The organism is Bacillus sp. jun7 (genome assembly GCF_051034795.1).
Classification (GTDB): domain Bacteria; phylum Bacillota; class Bacilli; order Bacillales; family Bacillaceae; genus Bacillus; species Bacillus velezensis.
In genome coordinates, this window is record NZ_CP093219.1 from 3,852,348 (window position 1) to 3,873,821 (window position 21,474).

Here is a 21,474-nt window from a genome sequence, read left to right on the forward strand (position 1 = left end):
GAAATTTCTCATTTGTTTACATAAACAAATATGGGACAATAGAAAAGAATGGAGGGAAGGCTGATGAGATACTTGGTTTGTGTTCTGCTGTCCGCATTCGTTCTGTGTTTAGCGGCCTGTGAACCATCTCATCAGCAGCAAGACACAGGCGTTTCGGCAAAATCGGCAGAACAGAAAATCGTTCCGCTCAGTAAAAAGGAAGCGGAAAAAACGGAAGGATGGCTGGATAACAGAACAATTCTGTATACAGCACATCATCAGCTGATGAAATATGATCTTTTCAGCGGAAAATCCGAACGGCTCTATGAAACAAAGGGCAATATTGTCAATGTAAAGATCAGCCGGAAAAAACAGCTGATTCTCGTACAGGTGACAAGCAGCGGTCAGACTGAGCTTGTGCTTATGAACAAGCAGGGGAAAAGACTTTATCACAAAGCCTTTAACTCTTATGAGCTGGAGACGGCTTGGAATCCGTATGACCCGTATCAAATGATGATTACCGTTTTTACTGAAACATGGGACTTCACAGCCTATACGGCCGATATGAACAACGGCATTTTAAAAAAGAGTCCCGTTCAGGCCCCTTTTGTTCATTGGACCTCCACTGATGAATTCCAATATATCAAGCAAGGAAAAACGGAGGAAGAGGGTCCTTTATATTCTTATGACTTGCAGACGAAAAAAGAAAAAAGAGTGCTTCATCACGTCATCTGGGCTGATTCCCGCCCGGGCATGACGATTGCCGTCAGACAAACGGATCAATCGGACGGAGACGGCGAGTTCCTTTTCCAAAAGCCGGCATCCGTGACACACCGCTTTCCTCTCCAAAAAAAGTATGAGAGCTTTGCGCCGATGGAATATGATTACGATCAGACACACAAGCGGTTTTACATATTTAAGCCTGAAGGCCGCTCTTACAATCTGATCAGCTTTGACTTAGGAGACGAACGGGAGCGGACGGTGCTCAAAAACACGGAAATGGAGCCGATTCAGATCTCTCCGAACGGGGAATACGCTTTATACGGCTTTACGTATGACCGTCTGATTTCACTGAAAACAGGCATGACAGAACCAATCATAACAAATGAAAAAGGAGTTTGAACCAAATGGCAATTGCAGATGTCACAATCATTCCGATCGGAACAAAAACACCGAGCGTCAGTGAGTATGTAGCGGATGTGCAAAACATTTTGGAGGGTTACAAAGCTGCCGGCAAAATCAAATTTCAGCTCACGCCGATGAACACGTTGATTGAAGGTGAGCTGAGCGACTTATTCGCAGTCATTCAGGACATTCACGAAGCCCCGTTTCAAAAAGGGCTGCACAGAGTGGCGACAAATATCCGCATTGATGACAGACGTGATAAAGAAACGACGCTGGAGAGCAAAATCAAAAGTGTCAGCAAACATTTGCAGCAATAAAAAATAAGCCTGTATCCATTGGATACAGGCTTTTAATGTGCAGTCGGATAGCCGCTGGTTACAACGGTCATTACGGTAAACCAGCCAAACACGCCCAGCGTGGCGGCGGCTAACAAAAATCCCAGGATATTTCTCTGTCTGACAGCCCGCAGGACTCCTAATACAGCTAATAATGCGACAAGGCCGAAGATTACAACAAGTAACATCATGCTCCTCCTTTGTCATTGGAACCTGAAAATCTTTCCATTTTATTTTAACCGTTTTCATTTTGTTTGTCGATAGCGTTTTCCCGGCCGCATTCATTGAATCTTCCGCAGAAAACCTTCATAATAAGGGCATATACATAAAGAGGTGATGAAAGTGAAATGGAGACGAATGCCGGCCGGTCCGATTCAGGCAAACGCGTATTTTCTTGTCAGTGAGGATCAGTCCTGTCTTATTTTTGATCCGGGCGGGGAAGCGGACAAAATCAACAATTACATAAAAGAAAACAATCTGAAGCCGCTGGCCATCTTACTGACGCACGCCCATTTTGACCATATCGGCGCACTTGACGAAGTAAGAGACAGATGGGATGTTCCCGTCTATCTTCACAAAAATGAAGAAAAGTGGCTGGAGGACTCTTCCTTAAACGGATCAGGCATATTGCGGGGCATTGCCGTAACGGCACGGCCCGCCGAACGGCTCATCGAAGGCGACGGCATTTTGGACATCGGGCCTTTCCATTTGGAGACATTGTTTACGCCGGGACATTCACCGGGAAGCGTTTCTTATTATGTGAAGGACGCGGATCTGGTGATTTCAGGTGATGTGCTCTTTCAGGGAGGCATCGGCCGAACTGATTTACACGGCGGAAGTCAGGACGTATTGCTTGATTCCATTCATCAAAAACTGCTCACGCTTCCCGGACATACACTTGTATTAAGCGGGCACGGGCCGGAAACGGACATCCAGACAGAGCAGGAGCGAAACCCGTTTATCAATGGTTTTTCACTGTAAATGAAAAAAGACAGACCATAATCGGTCTGTCTTTTTCTGTTCAATGGGTTCCGCCGCCCGGTGTCATAATAAAAATAGAGTAATATGTAAATCCGGCGAAAAATACGGTTAAGTAAGCTCCAAAAATATAAATATACATCCGCTCAGTCAGATTCAAATAAGAAAGAAATACGAAAAAGATCGTCTGTCCAAAAAACAAAAGAGAAGCGTCTTTCATGCCCCCTAGAAAAAACATGACTGCAAATATCCCCGTCCAAAATCCTAACACCCGGAACATGCGATTCATTCCTTATCCCCTCCCGAGAGTCTATCTGAAGTTTATTATAATAGATCGGCACTCAAAATGTAAACATTTTCATGATTATATTTATTGTGGAATTTATGTCTTTCCCTGTGTTTTATATCTTATGCCGCTCTCTAAAAAAGATCCGAAAAATCTTTTTGAAATACGTTTAGGGAAAAAAAGTTCAGGGTACTTATGTTAACAAAGAGACGGATTATCCGAGGGAGGAATTTTTAAAAATGAAAGAACTTATTTTTTATTCATACCCGAGCTGCACATCATGCCGAAAAACGAAACATTGGCTAAAAGCCCACAATGTTGACTTTCAAGAGCGCCATCTATTCAGGGAGACACCGACAATTGATGAATTGAAGCAGATCTTATCATTAACGACCGAAGGAATTGATGAAATATTGGCGACGAGAAGCCAAACATTTAAAAACCTCAACCTGAACATTGAAGAAATGACTGTAAATGAAGTGCTGAAGCTTTTGACTGAGAAGCCGAAACTGCTGCGGCGTCCGATTCTGATCGATCGCAATAAGCTCGTTATCGGATACAATCCGGGAGAACTGATGAAGCTGACGAAGAAAAAAACGGTACATCAATCTGTATCATAAGAGAAAAACGAAGATCCGCTGATCAAATTTATCAGCTAATCTTCGTTTTTTGCGGTTGCGGGACTGGGCTAGCTGGATTCGAACCAACGATCACGGAGTCAAAGTCCATTGCCTTACCGCTTGGCTATAGCCCATCGGATGTAATTACAGTATGTGCGTCCGGCGCCGATTTATACATACAAAGTAATTTGAATGGAGGAGACCCGTGAAACATTTGAATGAAACATTATCTCGAACCTTAATTGAAGAATCAGGTGAAATCACACGCCAGTGGCTGCTCATACCAAAATCGGGGCGGCCTTCAAATGATCAGAAAGCGGAAATGCAGCACCGTCTGTTAATTGAAATCGTTGCCGGCATTTTATCGGAAAAAGACGGCGGGGAAGAGGAGCTGACAAAGTGGGCGCTTCAGTTCGCAAGGGACCGGGCCGTCCATGAAGTACCGGTCTATGAAAGCGTCACGAGCTTTAAAGAATTCCGGAGATTGGTCTGGAACCGCATACAGACATGCTGTGAAACGATGTCTGAGAAGCCCGGGGCGAATGCGGTATTCCATTGGGGAGAGAAGCTGAACAAAGCAATTGACCATATGATTGAAGTATTTACAGAGGAATATTATAAAGTGACGGTTACACAATTAAACGCCCAAAAGGAAATGATTAACGAACTAAGCGCGCCGATTATGCCGATTGCCGACGGTATTGGAATTTTGCCGCTCGTCGGCGAAATTGATACCTACCGGGCAAAAATGATTTTGGAATCGGTGCTTGACCAATGTTCTTCACTCCGTCTTTCTTATTTATTTTTAGATATATCAGGAGTGCCGATTGTGGATACGATGGTCGCTTATCAGATTTTCAAAGTGATTGACAGCACAAAACTTCTTGGCATAGAAACGACAATCTCAGGCATCAGACCGGAAATCGCGCAGACCGTCGTGAAGCTCGGCATCGATTTTTCTCAGGTGAAAACAGAGCAGAGTCTGGCGAAGGCGCTGGCAAAAAACGGATTTATCGTAAAGGAATCATTAAGATGATAAAAAGCTGAATGGCCGGGGAGGATTTCTCCCTCAGCTATTCAGCTTTGTCAGCTTCAATCGTCATGATATGATGGCTGTCGATTTCTTTTACCGTAAATGTGTAGCCTTCAAAATCAATGGTGCTCCCGGGCTTCGCCTCAATATGCTGAGTAAGAAACCAGCCCCCGAGTGTATCGACTTGATCAGCCGTAATCTCTGTTCCGAGTAAATCATTGACGTCACTGATCAGCAATTTGGCGTTCAGGAGATAGCGGTTCTTCCCAAGCTTTTGAACGGAAGGTGTTTCGTCTGTATCAAATTCGTCGCGGATTTCGCCGACGATCTCTTCAATGATATCTTCCGCCGTTACTAATCCCGCGGTCCCGCCGTACTCATCAATGAGAATGGCCATATGGGCGTGTTCCCGCTGCATTTTAACGAACAATTGATAAATCGGAATCGTCTCAATCACGTGGATCGCCGGCTGGATGTAAGGGCTGAGTTCGTGTTTTGTAAACGCCCCTCCTTCTGACAGGAATCTGAATAAAACTTCTTTAATATTGATGATGCCGACTACATGATCTTTATCTCCTTTTACTACGGGATACCGGGTATATTTATTTGTTTTGATAATGTCCCGGAGCATATGTCCCGATCCGCTGTCTAACGGCAGGCTCACCATTTCATTCCGGGGCACCATAATTTCTTTGGCAGTGCGCTTATCAAATGTAAAAATGTTATTTACGTAATGCAGCTCGCTTTTTTTGATCATGCCGCTTCGATAGCTTTCGGCAAGGAGCACCCGCAATTCCTCTTCCGTATAAGCCATTTCATGTTCGGAAGCAGGCTTCAAGCCGAACATGGCTGTAATCAGGCGGGCGGAATGATTGAGCAGCCAGATGAACGGAAACATTAACTTATAAAACAAAATCATCGGTCTGGCAGATAAAAGTGTAATCCGCTCGGCTTTTTGGATAGCAAAACTTTTCGGGGCGAGTTCGCCGATGACGACATTCACATATGTAACCAGCAGAAAGGCGATGATCAATGACAGTACTTGGGCAACCGCTTCGTGAACTCCGGTTTTTAAAAATAACGGCTGAAGCATTGCTTTGACTGTCGGTTCACCCAGCCAGCCGATCCCCAAAGCGGTGACGGTGATGCCCAATTGGCACGCCGATAAATATTCATCGAGGTGTGTAATGACATGCTTGGCTGCTTTTGCTCCTTTTACATCTTCCTCAATGAGCTGATTAATGCGGGAGCGCCTTGCTTTAACAATTGAAAACTCTATGGCGACAAAACACGCCGTTAATAAAATAAATAGTACGATGGCAGATAGTTTGATGATATACAATGTAACGCCTTCCGCGAAGGAAGGCTTGCACCTCCCTTTTTTCGGAATAATACCACTGTAGAAAGCTGCTCAAACATCGAACCTGGTTTAGCCTGCTTCATTTACGGTAATAAAACAAGAAAGCGATACTGGAGGATGACAAGAGATGAAGGTACATTCGGGAGCGGACTGGCTGTGGTACCAGCTCGGTCCGCATGAAAAAGCGGAAGCGAAAAAAATGATCCATCACAATCACTGGCCGCAATGCGAAAAGTGGTTTGAACATGAAAATCATATAAACTTTCTGCGCTCAGATACAAATGATCAGAATAATGAAGCGGTTTTCGGATCTTTAATCTATCATCAAGGATTAGATGATGAAAAAAACCATACCGTATTTCACTTTTATATTACGAGAGACTTCTTTTTTACGATTAATTTTGATTTTTCGCTGCTGCGCGGTGTAAAAGAAAAGCATGCCACACAGCAGATTCAAACCTGTGAAAATCCGATTGAAGGCTTTTTTGTTCTGCTGGGAGAGCTGATGAATTCCTATCTGATCGGACTGGATGAATTTGAAGTCAAGCAGCGGACGCTGAAATGGCAGATTCATGATGACAACAGCAAAGGAATCTTGGAAAATGTGCATAAACTGCGCCATGAGCTGTTCATTTGGAAAGGTCTTACACTGGGAGCTAAAAAAAGTGGAAATGGCTTTAAAAGAAGCGTTTCTCCCGAAAAATGACAGGCAGAAAGATTACCTCAGGGCTCATCATAAGATGGAAAGAGGGATTACATATATCAATGAGTTTGATCAGGAACTGAGCAATCTGCTGCACGCCGAGGAAGTCATTACCTCCCAAAGAGGAAATGAAATTGTGAAAGCCTTGACGATCTTTACAACTCTCTTTACACCGATGACCGCGCTTGGAGCTCTCTGGGGGATGAACTTTGATAACATGCCGGAGCTTCATTGGAAATATGCGTATATCTGTTCCATCGTGCTCATTATTGTATCAACCCTGCTGATTTATATTTATCTGCGGCAGAAAGGCTGGACAGGGGACATTTTGAGGGAGCATCAAAAAAAATATTTGCGGAAAGAAAAGAAACGCTAAGAAGAGCAGGCATACGCCTGCTTTTTTGATGGCTGAAAATGGCCGAATGGTTCCGGATTTCATTCAGTAAATCAAAGTCAGGGGGCTTATTTTTTATTTTTTTGCGTTTTACACAGTGTAAAACGCATAATCTCTCCTTTGCCGGCTTTTGTGTATCTGATTTACAATACGTGCGGAAGGAGGAAAGTCTTGTGAAAAATATTGAAACATACAGCAGGAACATCATAAATGAGGCCTATACAGCAAGGGCTTCAGATATACACATTGTGCCGAGAGAAAAGGATGCTTTCATTCATTTTCGCATCGGCCATGCTCTTGTGAAAAAAAGAGTCTTAAAAAAAGAGGAATGCGTAAGGCTTATTTCTCATTTCAAGTTTTTATCGGCCATGGATATAGGAGAAAGACGTAAGCCGCAAAACGGGTCATTGTCTCTGCCGCTTCCGACGGAAACCGTTCATTTGAGAATGTCAACCTTGCCGACAATGAATGATGAAAGTCTTGTCATCAGGCTTTTGCCTAAGCGGCAGATTCCCCCTCTGGATAAACTGTCTTTATTTCGGGGGGCGGGCGCCGCACTATTGTCCTTTCTGAAGCATTCGCACGGCCTGCTTCTGTTTACCGGACCGACCGGATCTGGAAAAACGACCACCCTTTACTCGCTTGTCAACTATGCAAAAAGGCATTTCAACCGGCGGATTGTCACGCTTGAAGACCCCGTAGAAACAAGAGATGAGGATGTGTTGCAAGTCCAGGTGAATGAAAAAGCCGGAGTCACATATTCCGCCGGTTTAAAAGCGATTTTAAGACATGATCCCGATATGATCATCTTAGGGGAAATCAGGGATGCCGAGACGGCTGAAATCGCAGTCCGCGCGGCCATGACGGGACACCTCGTTCTTTCAAGCCTGCACACAAGGGATGCTAAGGGCGCCATATACAGACTGCTGGAGTTTGGGGTGAACATGACAGAAATTGAACAAACCGTCATTGCCATCGCTGCTCAGCGTCTGGTTGATTTAACATGTCCGTTCTGCAAAGAGGAAAACTGTTCGGTGTACTGCCGGATGTACAGGCAGACACGCCGTGCGGGCATTTATGAACTGCTCTACGGGAAAAACCTCACCCAATGCTTTCGGGAAGCAAAGGGAGAGCACGCCAATTTTCAATATCAGACGCTCCGCAGGCTGATCAGAAAAGGAATCGCGCTCGGCTATGTCACGACCGACAATTACGATCGGTGGGTGTATCATGAAGCGGATTAAACGAACCTGGCCGTTGAAGGATCAAGCGGCTTTTTTGAAAAGGCTCGGTGAAATGACGGAAAAAGGATACAGTCTGATTGAAGGGCTCAGACTGCTGAAACTCCAGCTGCATAAACGTCAGCTTGCAGAGCTGACGGACGGAATCCGCCGGCTGAGGGAAGGTGATGCGTTTTACGAAGTGCTTGAGGCACTGTCTTTTCATAAAGAAGCCGTCTCTATCTGCTATTTCGCAGAGAAACACGGAGAATTGCCGGGGGCGATGAAACAAAGCGGCGAATTATTACAGAGAAAGCTCATGCAGACGAATCAAATCAAAAAAATGCTCCGGTATCCGATGTTTTTAATTTCTTCCGTCTGTGTCATGTTTTATATTCTGCAAAGTTTAATTATTCCGCAGTTTTCTGGGATTTATCAATCAATGAATATGAATACATCCGGTGCGACTGCTTTCATCTTTGCGTTTTTTCGGCATTTTCATGAAGCCTGCGCACTGGCGCTGTCCGCCGCTTTCTGCTTGTTTTTGTACGTTTGGTTCTTATGTAAGAAAAAATCCCCGCAAGATAAAATGCTCATTGTTGTGAAAATACCCCTCTTAGGAAAAGCGGCCGTTCTTTTTAACAGCTACTTTTTCTCTTTACAGCTCAGCAGTCTTCTGAAATCCGGCCTTTCTATCTATGACAGCTTAACAGCTTTTAAAGAACAATCTTTTCTGCCTTTTTATCGTGAAGAAGCAGAGATGCTCATTACACGTCTGAAAGCCGGAGAAACCATAGAATCCGCTCTTTCCGGGCATCCGTGTTATGAAAAAGATCTTGCGGCTGCAGTCAGCCACGGACAGGCAAACGGCCTGCTTCACCGCGAACTTTATACGTACAGCCAGTTTATGATGGAGCGTCTTGAACAAAACGCGGCGAAGTATACCGGCATTCTCCAGCCTGTCATTTACGGTGTTGTGGCCGGTATGATTTTAATTGTCTACATGTCAATGCTGATGCCGATGTACCAGATGATGAACCAAATGTAAGGGAGTGCTTCGTCTGAAAAATCAAGATGGATTTACTTTAATTGAAATGCTGATCGTTTTATTTATCGTTTCCATTCTGCTTTTAATCACCATTCCTAACGTTACAAAACATAATCAAAGCATTCAGCATAAAGGCTGTGAAGGACTGCAGAATATGGTGAAAGCCCAAGTGACGGCGTACGAAATCGACCATGAAGGTAAAATGCCGGATATGAACGATTTACAATCAGAGGGGTATATCAAAAAGAATACAGCCTGCCCGAATGGTAAACAGATCTTAATTAGTGGCGGAGAAGTTACAGTTGAACAATAACAGGCGGACAGAAAACGGGTTTACCCTTCTTGAAAGCCTGATTGTGTTAAGCCTGGCGTCCGTCCTGCTGACGGTTTTGTTCACGACGGTTCCGCCGGTCTGCACCCACCTTGCCGTGCGGCAAAAAACAGAACAGCTTCAAAAAGATATTCAGCTTGCGCAGGAAACGGCTATCGCAGAACATAAAAGAACAAAAATCACTTTTCTTCCAAAAGAGCATAAATACAAACTGCAGTCAGCCGGAAGGATTGTCGAGCGTTCTTTTGATTCGCTTCACATTACACTTGTGACTTTACCGGAGAGCCTTGAATTTAACGAAAAAGGCCATCCGAATTCGGGAGGAAAGATTCAATTGAAGAGCGCCGGGTTCACCTATGAGATCACAGTTTACTTAGGGAGCGGAAATGTCCATGCTAAACGGAAATAAAGGGTTCTCTACTATTGAAACACTATCAGCAATGGCCATTTGGCTGTTCCTTATGACGTCTATCATTCCGGTCTGGACGGGCATGCTGACAGATGGTCTGAAAATAGAAGATCGCCAGGAAGCGTACCAGCTTCTTCAGAAACATATCAGCACTTATATGATGACCGGAAAAAAGCCGCCGTCTCCCGGTGTGAAGTGGAAGGAGGATGGTGAGTATTACAAAGTGTGTGCGGCTGACCGCGGCGAAAAAGAAATGTGCCTCAGCATTCTCAAAACAGACTGGCTTTACGCTTCTTAATGTTTTGTTCTCCTTGGCAGTCTGTCTTTTCCTATCAGGCACCCTGGGCCCGATTTTACATCTGTTTTTATCAAACCGGACCGATAACGGCGGATTAGACAGCCGGGAGCATCAAATTGCCGTTCAGCAGATCATGAACGAATGTAAACAGGCTGAGACTGTGAAGCCGGCGGACGGCGGACGGGCGTTAGCATGCCGGGAAACAGGAGGCGAAGAAGTGCGTTTTGAAATTTATCATAAGATGATAAGGAAAAGAGTAAACGGAAAAGGCCACGTGCCGATCCTGCAAAACGCGGCATCATTAACGGCTGATGTGAAAAACGGCCTGCTCTTATTAGAGATCTCAAGCGTTACAGGTAAAAAGAATCAGGCGGTCATTCCGGTTTACAGCTCTTTAAAAGGTGATTAAATGCACAAATCTGACGGTTTTATCTATCCCGCGGTTCTGTTTGTTTCTGCCGCAGTTTTACTTGTCATCAGCTATACTTCATCTGATTTCATCACCCGAAAAACATTTGCGAAAGAGGCCGGGGAGTACTGGATCGGAGAGAATCTGCTCCAAAACGGCGCGCTGCTGTCAAGCCGCCATATGACACAGGGACAAAAGGTCCAAACTGGTACACAGCGTTTTCCGTACGGAACTGTTTCCTTCCACATCACCGGGAGTGATCGCCGGGAAACGGTTCAGGTTACAATTCAGGCCGAAACAGTGTCAGGCACGAGACGCGAGGCTCACCTTTTGTTCGATCAGAAGAAGAAACAGCTGATTCAATGGACGGAAGTATAAAAAAGAGGCGGCGGGACAACACTTCATAGTAAAGACAGCACTATGAGGTGAGAGCCGTGAAAACAAATGATTATGTAAAATATATGACTGAGCAATTCGTTAAATATTTCGATACGCCGAAACAGGAACGGAGAGAGCGAAAAGAAGTGCGGAAAGAAAAGAAAGTGCCGGCTTCTCAGCACTGGTTCGGAATATTGCCGTACAGTTTTAAGCTGTGGATGCAGCGGAAAAAATAAAGTGAATCACACGAAAGGTCCTCCTGTATCAGGAGGGCCTTATTGGTATTCCTCAATGACGGCAATTTTATTTACCTTTTGGCTGTAGGGATTAAAAGAAATCGTAACAAACACACCAAATTCTTTTGCGCCATCCCGCAATGTCAAGTGGTATTGTTTGACTGCTTCATCCGTTCTTTTCCGATCCCACACCTTTTGAATAAATAATGTTTGGGCGAGCGGATATCTTTTTTTAGCTTCTTTTTCTGCTAACTTTTCCCATTTTGATTTATGGTGAACAGCATAATAAGGCACCGTTTCCGCCTGAGCTGTTCCTGAAACCCCGAAAACAAGAAGAGAAAGGCAAATCAGACTTTGTGTGATCATCATTCTTCGTCCTTTCGCTGTATATACTTTCCATTTTGTTCTAGTCACCTCGTTATTTTCTCACGTTTTATTAGAAAAAATTCCAAAAAGGTGTGTAATTTGAAGCAAAACGATGTTTTTGAAAGATACCATTCTTAAAAACGAACAATTTGACCGATTTTGACATTTTTCAAGACGATAATCCTTGATTATACTTTGTTCATGCGGTTCTTTAAAAAGAACGGTTCTCATATTTATTAACAGTTTTACAGGGGGTAAGGCATGTTCCGATGGTTGCGAATGGAAAAAAAGGGCAAGGTGAGATGGCGGATGATGCTATTTTTACGGCTTTCGTTCATTTTTTGCCTGTCCGTGACGATATGTGCTCAGTTCACAGGTGATACAAGTTCCTCCTTCAATGATGTGAAAAGCTTCAGTCTCCCGGTTCAAACGTGCGGAGATTTTCAATATACGGATGACGATTGCCGTTATGACGAACGCTGGGATCAGAGTGATTTACATATAACAAATCAAACTGATACGTCAGGCACCGTGTGTGCGCCGCTTCAACTCTATGCCGAGCTGGAGAATAAGGGAAAAGAGCGGACTGTTTCTGACTGGAAATGGGAGCTCCATAAAATCGCTTCTCAGCAGCAGCCTTTACGAAACGGCAATGTTGTGGATAAAGGGCTTATTACTGATAAAAAAAGCAAAACGATTTATAAAATTGAGTCAAAGCGGTCTTTGCAGCCGGGCATATACGCATTCAAGGTTTACAAGCCTGAAGGGTATCCGGCGGACGAAGAAAAATTTGAGTGGTCAAAACCGATGAAACTCGTCAAATGCCGGGAACAGGCAACCGTTTCTGATCTAAAGAAAACGGAGAAAGAGCCGGCTGAGCCGGTAAAAGAAAGCGGGGAAGAACATGAAAAAAACGCTGAAACTGATCAGTAATATTTTGTATGCCGTCATCTTCAGTCTGATTATTGTGCTGACGTTAACGGTGATTTCGACCCGGGCTTCCGGGGGTGAGCCGGCCATCTTCGGCTATACGCTGAAATCCGTGCTGTCGGGTTCAATGGACCCGGAATTTAAGACGGGTTCGCTCATAGCGGTAAAGAAAATTTCTGACGTGAATGACTTAAAAAAAGGGGATGTGATCACCTTTACGCAAGATGACGGAACAGCCGTCACACACAGAATAATCGGGATCACAAAAAAGGACGGGAACCTGCTGTTTGAGACAAAAGGGGACCATAATGCCGCCCCGGATGCCGCACCCGTTCAAGCTGAAAAAGTGGCGGCCCAGTATACGGGATATCAGCTTCCGTATGCAGGATATGTCATACATTTGGCAAGCCAGCCGATCGGAACGGCGATTCTGTTAATCGTTCCCGGCGTCATGCTTTTGATTTACTCAATAACAGTCATCGTCAGCGCCCTCCGCGATATTGAGCGGAAAACGAAAGCGCTGGAAGAACATGCGAAAAAGGGAACCATCTCCACATGAATACGGTTGCAACCTGGCGACAGGATTTGATAACAAAAAATAAAAAGTAAGGGGAGTACAAACATGGGTATGAAAAAGAAATTAAGCTTGGGCGTTGCCTCTGCCGCACTCGGTTTAGCATTAGTAGGAGGAGGCACATGGGCCGCATTTAATGATGTGAAGTCGACGGACGCTACATTTGCGTCAGGAACACTTGATTTATCGGCTAAAGAACAATCAGCCAATGTCAATTTGTCAAACTTAAAACCAGGTGATAAATTGACGAAAGATTTTGAATTCAGAAACAACGGTTCACTTGCCATTAAAGAAGTGCTGATGGCTTTGAATTTTACTGACTTTAAAGGAGCAAAGAAAGGAAATGAATCTGCGGAGGATTTCCTCAACCAGTTTGAAATTACGGTTCTGACAGTCGGTAAAGAAGGGGGCAACGGCTATCCTAAAAATATCATTTTAAAGGCGGCCAGCCTGAAAGACTTATACTTAATGTCAACAAAACAGGATAAAGCAGCTGCCGAAGCGATCAGCAAGCACATTGATCCGAAATTCCTGAGTGAGAGCGGAAAAGTCAATGTGGCAACCATTAACGGCAAAACAGCTCCTGAGTACGACGGAGTTCCGAAAACGCCTGCTGATTATGACCAGGTGAGAATGGAAATCCAATTTAAAAATGACACCGCAAAAACTGCGGACGGATTAAGTGTGCAAAACAAGTTCCAAGGCAATGCGATTTCTCTTCAATTCTCTTTTGAAGCAACGCAATGGAACGGCTTGACCATTACGAAAGATCATACGGATAAAGACGGTTACGTCAAGGAAAATGAAAAGGCTCACAGTGAGGATAAAAACTAATCCGAAAGTCGGACAGTTAAAAGAGGAGTTGTGCACATATGGCGGCACTACTCCTCTTTTTGCGCTTTTCTCCATTTTTGATAATCTAAAAATTCACGAAATTGTTTTTTTGATACCCCGGATGTCATCGCATCGCGAACTAATTTCTCCCATTCACTATCTAATTGACCATCGTATTCGGTTTCATGTTTTTCATCAAGTAAAGTATGAACCGAGACGTCCAGAACAGCGGAGACTTTTTCGAGAAATTGAATGGAGGGGTTCGTCTGTAAATTTCGTTCTATTGAGCTTAAATAAGACTTCGCTACCCCAGCTTTTTCAGCTAGTTCTGATAGTGAGTAGCCTTTTTCTTTTCGGTATTGTTTAATACGCTGGCCAATCAATGTCATCACCTTCCTTGTGATATTATAGCACATTCAGAAAGGATTTACGGTATGACTTCTGGCTGCCTGGATATGTTGAGAAGACTTTTTATGCGAAAGCAGGTATTTGCGTATTTCTTCTAGGCTGATATTTGCTTTTTGGGCTTCTAATATCAGCTCAACCCATTCCTTATCTAATTGCGAAAATTCCATTTTTGCATTTTTCATGCATTTTCTCCTCCTAAAATACTTGTTTATGTATTTCAGCCAATCCGCCCATGACCTTATCTTTACATGTCTGGAAGTGATTCATCGCATGCGAAACGCCAGAAATTTTTTCTATATACTTTTATTATAATATAGAATTTCCAGAAAAAACGGGAAAGGTGTCGAATGGATAACGCTTATCCAGAAAAATTACTTTGCAGGAAAAATAAACCGCCATTTTCAATCTGAATGTGAATTTTCGGCTGATATAAGGCTTTCAGCGCTTGTTTTTCCAAATGGTATTCCTCAGGTTTTTCTTCTGTCTGCTCATAAAACTGATCGAGCAGCCTGAGGTCCTTTTTCCATCTGGCGATCGCGCTGTCAGCCCAGTCTGACGGCTCTTTGGCGGCAGCGTCTTTTAAGTAATGCTCCATCCTTTTAATCCCGCTTTCCGGCTTAATCATTGGCGATATGGTAAAGCAATAGTCTGATATTTGCGAGGTCAGCGGAAGCGGTGCAAGCTTCTGCTGAAACCCTTCTATAATTGTTCCAGAAACAAGATGCAGGCCTAAAGACAAAAGTCTGTCTTTTTTCATGTCGGATTGGTATGAAATCACTACATTTAATCCAAGCCAGGGCTGAAGCGGCACTCTGGCTCCGGCTGATACAATTTTCTCATATATTCTTGTAAATCTCCCATTTTGTTTAACTGCTTGAAAGATTTGAAAGAGGCGCGGGGCTCCAAAGTAAATAAACTCGCCGTCCATATCCTCCGGAGCCGTTTCTTTATCAGTGATGAACGTAATCTTCATCGGGTTCGGTTCGCCGCCCGTTTTTTCACGCCAATGCCAATAAAACGGGCGGTTCATAATTTGTTTGTCCATCTCGACCGTCAACTGAACCGTCATAAAACCCGGCCCGTGTTCTGTAATCGGGCAGTGGTTCGCTTCAAAAAAGCGCAGTAAAAATTGGTGAACCTCCTGCTGTCTCATGTCGCGCTTCCTCCTTTTTAAGAGCCTTTTTTTGTGGCGGGCTTTTCCGTACTGTACGACAGAAAAGAGGTGAGATTGTCCATTTTGATTCTCATTTCCTCCTCTGTCAGCGAATGGCATAAAATATCATGCAAATGGTCTTCAAAATTGCTCACTTTGATTTTTGTTAAAATGTCATCTAATTCTCCGACGACATTTTCAAATAAATGAATTTTGTCATACAGAAGTTTTAAGATATGCTCTTCCACCGTATGTTTTGTCGCCATATTGTAGATATGGACATCTCTTTCCTGACCGAGTCTGTGAATCCTTCCGATTCTTTGTTCAAGCCGCATCGGGTTCCACGGGAGGTCATAATTGATAATATGGTTGCAGAATTGCAGGTTGATCCCTTCGCCTCCTGCTTCTGTAGCGATCAGCACCTGCACTTTGCCGCGGAAGAGATCCTTCATCCAGTCTTTTTTTCCGCGTTTAAATCCGCCTCTGAACGGAACGGAGCTTATGCCGTTCTGCTGAAGGAACCATTGCAGGTAAATCTGTGTCGCCCTGTATTCAGTAAAAATAATGACTTTGTCATTAATCTTTTGGATCAAGTCAACAACTTGAATCGCTTTTGAGTTTTGCGTGACTTGATTGATGCGGTCCATTAAATTAGCGATCGTCTGTTCATCGAATGCGGGCGCTTGTTTGTCTTTTTGGTCAAGCATTTTTTTGAGCGTCATATACACGGCTTCCCGGCTTGAACAGCACTCTCTTTGCAGCGTCATAATGGAAAATGCGCTTGCGGGCTTTTCCGTGCCGTTTTTCAGTGCGGCAATGTCATCGTAAAGCGCCTGTTCCGTCGGTGAAAAGGTGATCGGCACTGTTTCCACGTGGCGCTTCGTCCATGTAAGGCCGGTGTCGCTCCGCGTGTTGCGGATCATCACCTTATTGACGAGTTCTTTCAAATGCTCATGAGCGTCAATCCCGTCCTTCTGATTGAAGGTTTCTTGAAATCCGCTTTCGTTTCCTAAATGGCCGGGCTTTAACAGTGACACTAAATTGAAGATTTCTTCGATCCGGTTTTGAATCGGCGTCGCCGTCAGAAGCAGGCAGTATTTCTTCACAAGACTTCTCGCAAATTCATAATTTTTCGTTTTGCTGTTTTTGAGCTTGTGCGCCTCGTCAATAATGACGAGATCATACGGAATAGAAAGGACAATGTCTTTGTGAGGGGAGCGTTTGGCCGTATCAATAGAAGAAACGACGATATCGCACTGTTCCCACACATAGCTTTTCTTCTGTTCAACAGCGGGTATTAAAAACTTCTCCTGAAGCTCTTTCACCCACTGGGAAACGAGTGATGCCGGCACAAGAATCAGGATTTTCTTGGCCAGCCCGCGAATCATATATTCTTTTAAAATCAGGCCTGCTTCCACCGTTTTTCCGAGCCCCACTTCATCAGCCAAAATCGCCTTGCCGTTCATTTTTTCAACGACTTTCTGCGCGACCTCAAGCTGATGGGGAAGCGGAGTGAAATCGGGCAGGTATAAAGGAGCTCTCAACCCTTCAAATTCAGGAATGGCAAGGGTCTGCTGGACTTCAGCCGACAGTTTGTACAGCTCCCAATTTGACCAGGGACCGTCCGTTTTCAGCCGCTCAGAAAACTCTCCCGGCCAGTTTGCATCAAATATGATCTCTGCTGTCATATGTAACAAAACCGCCTTTCTTTTAAAAAACTGATTTATCATAATTTTTGTTGCCGGACGTAAATGAGGGTGGTAGGATATAAGTAATGATTTCACTAAAAGATATTGCTTTAGTATGTCCATAAAATTGGTAAATATGAGCGAATGACAGCAAGGGGAGAGACTCGGACGAAAGATGGGCGTCCGGGCGCCGAAGGAGCAAACTGCGGAGTGAATCTCTCAGGCAAAAGAACTCTTGCTCGACGCAACTCTGGAGAGTGTCTGCACTTAGAAGAAGCAGGCCACCAAAGGGGACGTCTTTATGATATGTTCATAAAGTAAACTTTCAGGTGCCGGGACAGAGAAACCTTCATTTTCATGAGGTGTTTCTCTGTCCTTTTTTATATGTTTTTACAATGCGCCAATGACTGAAGGGGGAAGATGATGCTGAAACGAACACCGCTTTATGACGTGTATAAAGAATACGGCGGAAAAACGATTGATTTTGGAGGATGGGAGCTGCCGGTTCAATTTTCTTCTATTAAAGAGGAGCATGAAGCCGTCCGCACAAAAGCGGGACTGTTTGATGTGTCTCATATGGGGGAAGTTGAAGTATCCGGTAAAGACGCCCTGTCTTTTCTGCAAAAAATGATGACAAATGACGTTGCCGATTTAAAGCCGGGAAACGCGCTTTATACCGCCATGTGTTATCCTGACGGCGGTACGGTTGATGATTTGCTGATCTATCAGAAAAGCGAGAGCTGCTATCTGCTCGTGATAAACGCGTCTAATATTGAAAAAGACATCGCCTGGCTGACGGAACATGCGGAAGGCGACGTCACGCTGACGAATCAGTCTGACGGGATTTCACTGCTTGCCGTTCAGGGGCCGAATGCCCAGACGGTTCTTGCGAAGCTGACTGAATGTGATTTGTCCTCCTTAAAACCGTTTGCATTTATTGACGAGGCGGACGTTGCCGGACGCCAAGTCCTGCTTTCAAGAACAGGCTATACCGGTGAAGACGGGTTTGAGTTATATTGCCGAAATGAAGATGCAGTTCATCTATTTAAGGAGATACTTGCAGCGGGAGAGCATGAAGGCCTCGTTCCGTGCGGCCTCGGCGCCCGTGATACGCTGAGATTTGAAGCGAAGCTTGCTTTATACGGTCAGGAATTGACGAAAGATATTACACCGATTGAAGCCGGAATCGGATTTGCCGTGAAACACAAGAAAGATTCCGATTTTTTCGGGAAATCTGTATTGCGTGAACAGAAAGAAAAAGGAGCCCCGCGAAAGCTGGTCGGACTTGAGATGATTGAAAAAGGGATTCCGAGACACGGGTACGCCGTGAAAAAAGACGGTGTTCCGATCGGGGAAGTCACGACAGGCACGCAATCTCCGACTTTAAAGAAAAATATCGGCCTTGCCTTAATCAAAACGGAATTCAGTGAAGTCGGAACGGAAGTAGAAGTGGAAATCCGTAAAAAAACGGTAAAAGCGAAGGTTGTCCGCACACCGTTTTATAAACGTCCAAAACAGAACTGAAAAAGGAGAGTCATATGAAGCATCGATATTTGCCCGCGACAGAACAGGATAAAAAAGAAATGCTGAAAGCCATCGGCGCAGAAACAATTGATGAACTGTTTGCCGATATTCCGGAAGATGTGAGGTTTCAAAAAGACTACCAAATTAAACAAGCAAAATCTGAAACGGAGCTGACGAGAGAGCTGACAAAGCTTGCGGCGAAAAATAAAGACGCTGTTACATATGCATCTTTTCTGGGCGCAGGAGTGTACGATCACTATCAGCCGGTTATCGTCGATCATGTGATTTCCCGATCAGAGTTTTACACGGCTTATACGCCTTACCAGCCTGAAATCTCACAAGGGGAGCTGCAGGCGATTTTTGAATTTCAAACGATGATCTGTGAATTAACGGGAATGGATATCGCAAACTCCTCTATGTACGACGGGGGAACGGCGCTTGCGGAAGCGGCGATGCTTGCATCGGGACATACGAAAAAGAAAAAAATCGTCATTTCCGCAGCCGTTCATCCGGAATCACGGGATGTTTTGAAAACATACGCAAAGGGCCAATATATTGAGGTTGTAGAGGTGCCCGCGAAAAACGGCGTCACAGATCTTGAAGCATTGGAACATGCCGTTTGTGATGAGACGGCCGCCGTGATCGTTCAGTATCCGAACTTCTTCGGACAAATCGAGCCGTTAAAGGGCATTGAGCCGCTCGCACATAAAGGAAACAGCCAGCTGATTGTTTCTTCAAACCCGCTCGCGCTCGGTATTTTGACACCGCCCGGGGCATACGGAGCTGATATTGTCGTCGGGGACGCGCAGCCTTTCGGCATACCTGCGGCATTCGGCGGCCCGCACTGCGGCTATTTTGCAGTAACGAAAAAACTGATGAGAAAGGTGCCGGGCCGGCTTGTCGGCCAAACGGAGGATGAAAACGGGCGAAGAGGTTTTGTTCTCACTCTTCAGGCGCGCGAGCAGCATATCAGAAGAGACAAAGCCACGTCTAACATTTGTTCAAATCAGGCGCTGAATGCTTTAGCGGCTTCAGTCGCAATGACGGCGCTCGGAAAAAACGGCGTCAAAGACATGGCCCGTCAAAATATATTGAAAGCTGATTACGCGAGACGCCAAGCGGAAAAAGCCGGCTTGCACGTAGCATTTGACGGCCCGATATTTAATGAATTTGCCGTCAGGCTGAATCTTCCCGTCAAGGAAGCAAACCGGCGGCTCCTGCAAGACGGCATCATCGGCGGATATGACTTAGGTCTTGCGTATCCGGAACTGAATCAGCATATGCTGATTGCCGTCACAGAGCTGAGAACGAAAGAAGAGATCGATTCGCTTATTGCGGGATTGGGGGATCAACATGAATAATCAAGATCAGGCGCTTATTTTTGAAATGTCCCGCGAAGGGCGTGTCGGTTACAGCCTTCCGGAGCTTGATGTGCCGGAAACAGAGCTTGAAAGCCTTCTTCCCGGTGACTATATCCGCGATGAAGACGCAAAGCTGCCGGAAGTATCAGAGCTTGATATTATGCGGCATTATACCGCTCTTTCTAAGAGAAACCACGGAGTTGATTCAGGCTTTTATCCGCTCGGCTCCTGTACGATGAAATACAATCCGAAATTAAATGAAAAAATTGCCCGGTTCGCAGGTTTTTCCGCTATTCATCCGCTTCAGGACGAGGACACAGTTCAGGGGGCGCTTGAGCTTTTATACGATTTAAGCGGACACTTGGAGGAGATTACGGGCATGGACGAGGTGACGCTGCAGCCTGCGGCGGGCGCTCACGGCGAATGGACCGGCCTGATGATGATCCGCGCCTATCACGAAGCGCGGGGAGACTTCGGACGGACGAAGGTGATTGTCCCTGATTCAGCCCACGGTACGAATCCGGCATCCGCCACGGTCGCCGGTTTTGAAACGATTACCGTTAAGTCAAATGAGCACGGGCTGGTTGACATTGAAGATTTGAAAAGAGCGGTAAACGAAGAAACAGCGGCGCTGATGCTGACGAATCCGAACACCCTCGGGTTATTTGAAGAAAACATTACGGAAATGGCTGAAATCGTCCATCAGGCCGGCGGAAAGCTTTATTATGACGGAGCGAATTTAAATGCCGTTTTAAGTAAAGCAAGACCGGGAGATATGGGATTTGACGTCGTTCACCTTAATCTGCATAAAACATTTACCGGGCCGCACGGCGGGGGAGGACCGGGCTCAGGGCCGGTCGGAGTGAAAAAAGAATTCATTCCGTATCTGCCGAAACCCGTTCTCACGAAAAAAGAGGGCCGTTTGACTTTTGACTATGACCGGCCGCAGTCGATCGGGCGCGTAAAACCTTATTACGGCAACTTCGGCATTAATGTCAGAGCCTACACGTATATCCGTTCCATGGGGCCTGACGGCTTAAAAGCTGTGACCGAAAACGCGGTTTTAAATGCAAATTATATGATGAGAAGACTCGCGCCTTATTATGATCTCCCGTTTGACCGTCATTGCAAGCATGAATTTGTGTTATCGGGAAGAAGGCAGAAAAAGCTCGGCGTAAGAACGCTTGATATTGCCAAACGGCTTTTGGATTTCGGCTATCATCCGCCGACTGTGTATTTTCCTCTCAATGTTGAAGAAAGCATCATGATCGAACCGACGGAAACGGAATCGAAGGAAACGCTTGATGCGTTTATAGATGCCATGATTCAAATTGCGCGGGAAGCGGAGGAATCGCCTGAAATCGTTCAGGAGGCGCCGCATACAACAGTTGTCAAAAGAATGGATGAAACCAAGGCGGCAAGAAAGCCGGTTTTAAAATACGAACGTACACCTGACGTCAGCCGCTGACACGGTATAAAAAAAGAGCTTCCGTA

The 21,474-nt window shown here is 45.0% G+C and carries 27 protein-coding genes, 1 tRNA gene, 1 pseudogene and 1 riboswitch; of the genes and pseudogenes, 20 read left to right on the forward strand and 9 right to left on the reverse strand.

Going from position 1 to position 21,474, the window contains the following annotated elements:
* The first annotated feature begins 63 nt into the window (after window positions 1–63).
* On the forward strand, window positions 64–1,101 hold the full coding sequence (locus MJQ52_RS19215) for a hypothetical protein (RefSeq protein WP_039254477.1): 1,038 nt from the start codon (window positions 64–66) through the stop codon (window positions 1,099–1,101).
* 5 nt (window positions 1,102–1,106) lie between these two features.
* Complete coding sequence (locus tag MJQ52_RS19220) at window positions 1,107–1,421, forward strand: MTH1187 family thiamine-binding protein (RefSeq protein WP_003153073.1); 315 nt, start codon at window positions 1,107–1,109, stop codon at window positions 1,419–1,421.
* A 32-nt stretch (window positions 1,422–1,453) separates the two neighbouring features.
* Here MJQ52_RS19220 and MJQ52_RS19225 read toward each other — a convergent pair whose 3' ends face one another.
* Window positions 1,454–1,627 (reverse strand): DUF2759 domain-containing protein, encoded by a 174-nt coding sequence (locus tag MJQ52_RS19225; protein ID WP_003153076.1) that lies wholly within the window; start codon window positions 1,625–1,627, stop codon window positions 1,454–1,456.
* Window positions 1,628–1,781: 154 nt separating this feature from the next.
* On the opposite strand from MJQ52_RS19225, the gene MJQ52_RS19230 reads away from it, so the two are divergent.
* On the forward strand, window positions 1,782–2,420 hold the full coding sequence (locus MJQ52_RS19230; RefSeq protein WP_003153077.1) for an MBL fold metallo-hydrolase: 639 nt from the start codon (window positions 1,782–1,784) through the stop codon (window positions 2,418–2,420).
* Between the two features lie 40 nt (window positions 2,421–2,460).
* On the opposite strand, the gene MJQ52_RS19235 is transcribed toward MJQ52_RS19230, so the two are convergent.
* A complete protein-coding gene (locus MJQ52_RS19235; RefSeq protein WP_003153078.1) occupies window positions 2,461–2,706 on the reverse strand; it encodes a DUF2626 domain-containing protein in 246 nt (81 codons plus the stop codon).
* A gap of 236 nt (window positions 2,707–2,942) precedes the next feature.
* On the opposite strand from MJQ52_RS19235, the gene MJQ52_RS19240 reads away from it, so the two are divergent.
* The gene (locus MJQ52_RS19240) at window positions 2,943–3,323 is read left to right on the forward strand and encodes a Spx/MgsR family RNA polymerase-binding regulatory protein (protein WP_003153079.1); all 381 of its coding nucleotides are present in this window, start codon (window positions 2,943–2,945) and stop codon (window positions 3,321–3,323) included.
* Window positions 3,324–3,386: 63 nt separating this feature from the next.
* On the opposite strand, the gene MJQ52_RS19245 is transcribed toward MJQ52_RS19240, so the two are convergent.
* A tRNA-Gln gene (locus tag MJQ52_RS19245) sits at window positions 3,387–3,457 on the reverse strand.
* A gap of 71 nt (window positions 3,458–3,528) precedes the next feature.
* Here MJQ52_RS19245 and MJQ52_RS19250 point away from each other — a divergent pair.
* The gene (locus MJQ52_RS19250; protein WP_321160859.1) at window positions 3,529–4,359 is read left to right on the forward strand and encodes an STAS domain-containing protein; all 831 of its coding nucleotides are present in this window, start codon (window positions 3,529–3,531) and stop codon (window positions 4,357–4,359) included.
* Window positions 4,360–4,396: 37 nt separating this feature from the next.
* Here MJQ52_RS19250 and MJQ52_RS19255 read toward each other — a convergent pair whose 3' ends face one another.
* The gene (locus MJQ52_RS19255; RefSeq protein ID WP_094247732.1) at window positions 4,397–5,698 is read right to left on the reverse strand and encodes a hemolysin family protein; all 1,302 of its coding nucleotides are present in this window, start codon (window positions 5,696–5,698) and stop codon (window positions 4,397–4,399) included.
* A gap of 145 nt (window positions 5,699–5,843) precedes the next feature.
* On the opposite strand from MJQ52_RS19255, the pseudogene MJQ52_RS19260 reads away from it, so the two are divergent.
* The 9 genes and pseudogenes from MJQ52_RS19260 (at window position 5,844) to MJQ52_RS19300 (ending at window position 11,142) form a co-directional block, all read left to right on the forward strand.
* Window positions 5,844–6,795 (forward strand): annotated as a pseudogene (locus MJQ52_RS19260) (magnesium transporter CorA family protein).
* 191 nt (window positions 6,796–6,986) lie between these two features.
* Entirely contained in the window at window positions 6,987–8,057 is a 1,071-nt protein-coding gene (gene comGA, locus MJQ52_RS19265) for a competence type IV pilus ATPase ComGA (RefSeq protein WP_070082113.1), read from the forward strand.
* Window positions 8,044–9,081 (forward strand): competence type IV pilus assembly protein ComGB, encoded by a 1,038-nt coding sequence (gene comGB, locus MJQ52_RS19270; protein ID WP_063174751.1) that lies wholly within the window; start codon window positions 8,044–8,046, stop codon window positions 9,079–9,081. Before comGA ends, comGB begins: the two co-directional genes overlap by 14 nt.
* A 4-nt stretch (window positions 9,082–9,085) precedes the next feature.
* Complete coding sequence (comGC, locus tag MJQ52_RS19275) at window positions 9,086–9,394, forward strand: competence type IV pilus major pilin ComGC (protein ID WP_003153087.1); 309 nt, start codon at window positions 9,086–9,088, stop codon at window positions 9,392–9,394.
* Entirely contained in the window at window positions 9,384–9,821 is a 438-nt protein-coding gene (comGD, locus tag MJQ52_RS19280; protein WP_025852922.1) for a competence type IV pilus minor pilin ComGD, read from the forward strand. Before comGC ends, comGD begins: the two co-directional genes overlap by 11 nt.
* Window positions 9,805–10,119, forward strand: a complete 315-nt coding sequence (comGE, locus tag MJQ52_RS19285; protein WP_015388003.1) for a competence type IV pilus minor pilin ComGE — start codon at window positions 9,805–9,807, stop codon at window positions 10,117–10,119. Before comGD ends, comGE begins: the two co-directional genes overlap by 17 nt.
* A gap of 13 nt (window positions 10,120–10,132) precedes the next feature.
* Window positions 10,133–10,528, forward strand: a complete 396-nt coding sequence (gene comGF / locus MJQ52_RS19290) for a competence type IV pilus minor pilin ComGF (protein WP_094247733.1) — start codon at window positions 10,133–10,135, stop codon at window positions 10,526–10,528.
* Complete coding sequence (gene comGG / locus MJQ52_RS19295) at window positions 10,529–10,906, forward strand: competence type IV pilus minor pilin ComGG (protein ID WP_094247734.1); 378 nt, start codon at window positions 10,529–10,531, stop codon at window positions 10,904–10,906. It begins immediately after the preceding gene.
* Window positions 10,907–10,962: 56 nt separating this feature from the next.
* Window positions 10,963–11,142, forward strand: a complete 180-nt coding sequence (locus tag MJQ52_RS19300; RefSeq protein WP_003153093.1) for a YqzE family protein — start codon at window positions 10,963–10,965, stop codon at window positions 11,140–11,142.
* 39 nt (window positions 11,143–11,181) lie between these two features.
* On the opposite strand, the gene MJQ52_RS19305 is transcribed toward MJQ52_RS19300, so the two are convergent.
* Window positions 11,182–11,511, reverse strand: a complete 330-nt coding sequence (locus MJQ52_RS19305) for a DUF3889 domain-containing protein (RefSeq protein WP_003153097.1) — start codon at window positions 11,509–11,511, stop codon at window positions 11,182–11,184.
* 258 nt (window positions 11,512–11,769) lie between these two features.
* Between MJQ52_RS19305 and tapA the strand changes: the two genes are divergently transcribed.
* The 3 genes from tapA (at window position 11,770) to tasA (ending at window position 13,846) form a co-directional block, all read left to right on the forward strand.
* Complete coding sequence (gene tapA, locus MJQ52_RS19310; RefSeq protein ID WP_070082109.1) at window positions 11,770–12,441, forward strand: amyloid fiber anchoring/assembly protein TapA; 672 nt, start codon at window positions 11,770–11,772, stop codon at window positions 12,439–12,441.
* Window positions 12,413–12,997, forward strand: coding sequence for a signal peptidase I SipW (sipW, locus tag MJQ52_RS19315; protein WP_012117977.1), 585 nt, complete (start codon window positions 12,413–12,415; stop codon window positions 12,995–12,997). The genes tapA and sipW overlap by 29 nt, the downstream gene beginning before the upstream one ends.
* Before the next feature lie 63 nt (window positions 12,998–13,060).
* Window positions 13,061–13,846, forward strand: a complete 786-nt coding sequence (tasA, locus tag MJQ52_RS19320) for a biofilm matrix protein TasA (protein WP_094247735.1) — start codon at window positions 13,061–13,063, stop codon at window positions 13,844–13,846.
* Between the two features lie 47 nt (window positions 13,847–13,893).
* Here the strand turns inward: tasA and sinR are convergent, their stop codons facing one another.
* The 4 genes from sinR to MJQ52_RS19340 all read right to left on the reverse strand — a co-directional run bounded on the left by sinR (window position 13,894) and on the right by MJQ52_RS19340 (window position 17,095).
* Complete coding sequence (gene sinR / locus MJQ52_RS19325; protein WP_003153104.1) at window positions 13,894–14,229, reverse strand: transcriptional regulator SinR; 336 nt, start codon at window positions 14,227–14,229, stop codon at window positions 13,894–13,896.
* A 33-nt stretch (window positions 14,230–14,262) separates the two neighbouring features.
* Window positions 14,263–14,436 carry an anti-repressor SinI gene (sinI, locus tag MJQ52_RS19330; protein WP_003153105.1) on the reverse strand — a complete coding sequence of 58 codons (174 nt, stop codon included), beginning with the start codon at window positions 14,434–14,436 and terminating at the stop codon, window positions 14,263–14,265.
* Between the two features lie 176 nt (window positions 14,437–14,612).
* Window positions 14,613–15,407 (reverse strand): YqhG family protein, encoded by a 795-nt coding sequence (locus MJQ52_RS19335; protein WP_014305407.1) that lies wholly within the window; start codon window positions 15,405–15,407, stop codon window positions 14,613–14,615.
* A gap of 17 nt (window positions 15,408–15,424) precedes the next feature.
* The gene (locus MJQ52_RS19340) at window positions 15,425–17,095 is read right to left on the reverse strand and encodes a DEAD/DEAH box helicase (protein ID WP_069013074.1); all 1,671 of its coding nucleotides are present in this window, start codon (window positions 17,093–17,095) and stop codon (window positions 15,425–15,427) included.
* Window positions 17,096–17,239: 144 nt separating this feature from the next.
* Window positions 17,240–17,340, forward strand: a riboswitch (glycine riboswitch).
* 178 nt (window positions 17,341–17,518) lie between these two features.
* Here MJQ52_RS19340 and gcvT point away from each other — a divergent pair.
* Genes gcvT through gcvPB form a run of 3 tightly spaced genes read left to right on the forward strand, consistent with a single transcriptional unit; the run spans window position 17,519 to window position 21,448 of the window.
* Window positions 17,519–18,619 carry a glycine cleavage system aminomethyltransferase GcvT gene (gene gcvT, locus MJQ52_RS19345; RefSeq protein ID WP_094247736.1) on the forward strand — a complete coding sequence of 367 codons (1,101 nt, stop codon included), beginning with the start codon at window positions 17,519–17,521 and terminating at the stop codon, window positions 18,617–18,619.
* Window positions 18,620–18,633: 14 nt separating this feature from the next.
* Window positions 18,634–19,980, forward strand: a complete 1,347-nt coding sequence (gene gcvPA / locus MJQ52_RS19350) for an aminomethyl-transferring glycine dehydrogenase subunit GcvPA (protein WP_077722590.1) — start codon at window positions 18,634–18,636, stop codon at window positions 19,978–19,980.
* Window positions 19,973–21,448 carry an aminomethyl-transferring glycine dehydrogenase subunit GcvPB gene (gene gcvPB / locus MJQ52_RS19355; protein WP_014305403.1) on the forward strand — a complete coding sequence of 492 codons (1,476 nt, stop codon included), beginning with the start codon at window positions 19,973–19,975 and terminating at the stop codon, window positions 21,446–21,448. The genes gcvPA and gcvPB overlap by 8 nt, the downstream gene beginning before the upstream one ends.
* Window positions 21,449–21,474 lie beyond the last annotated feature (26 nt).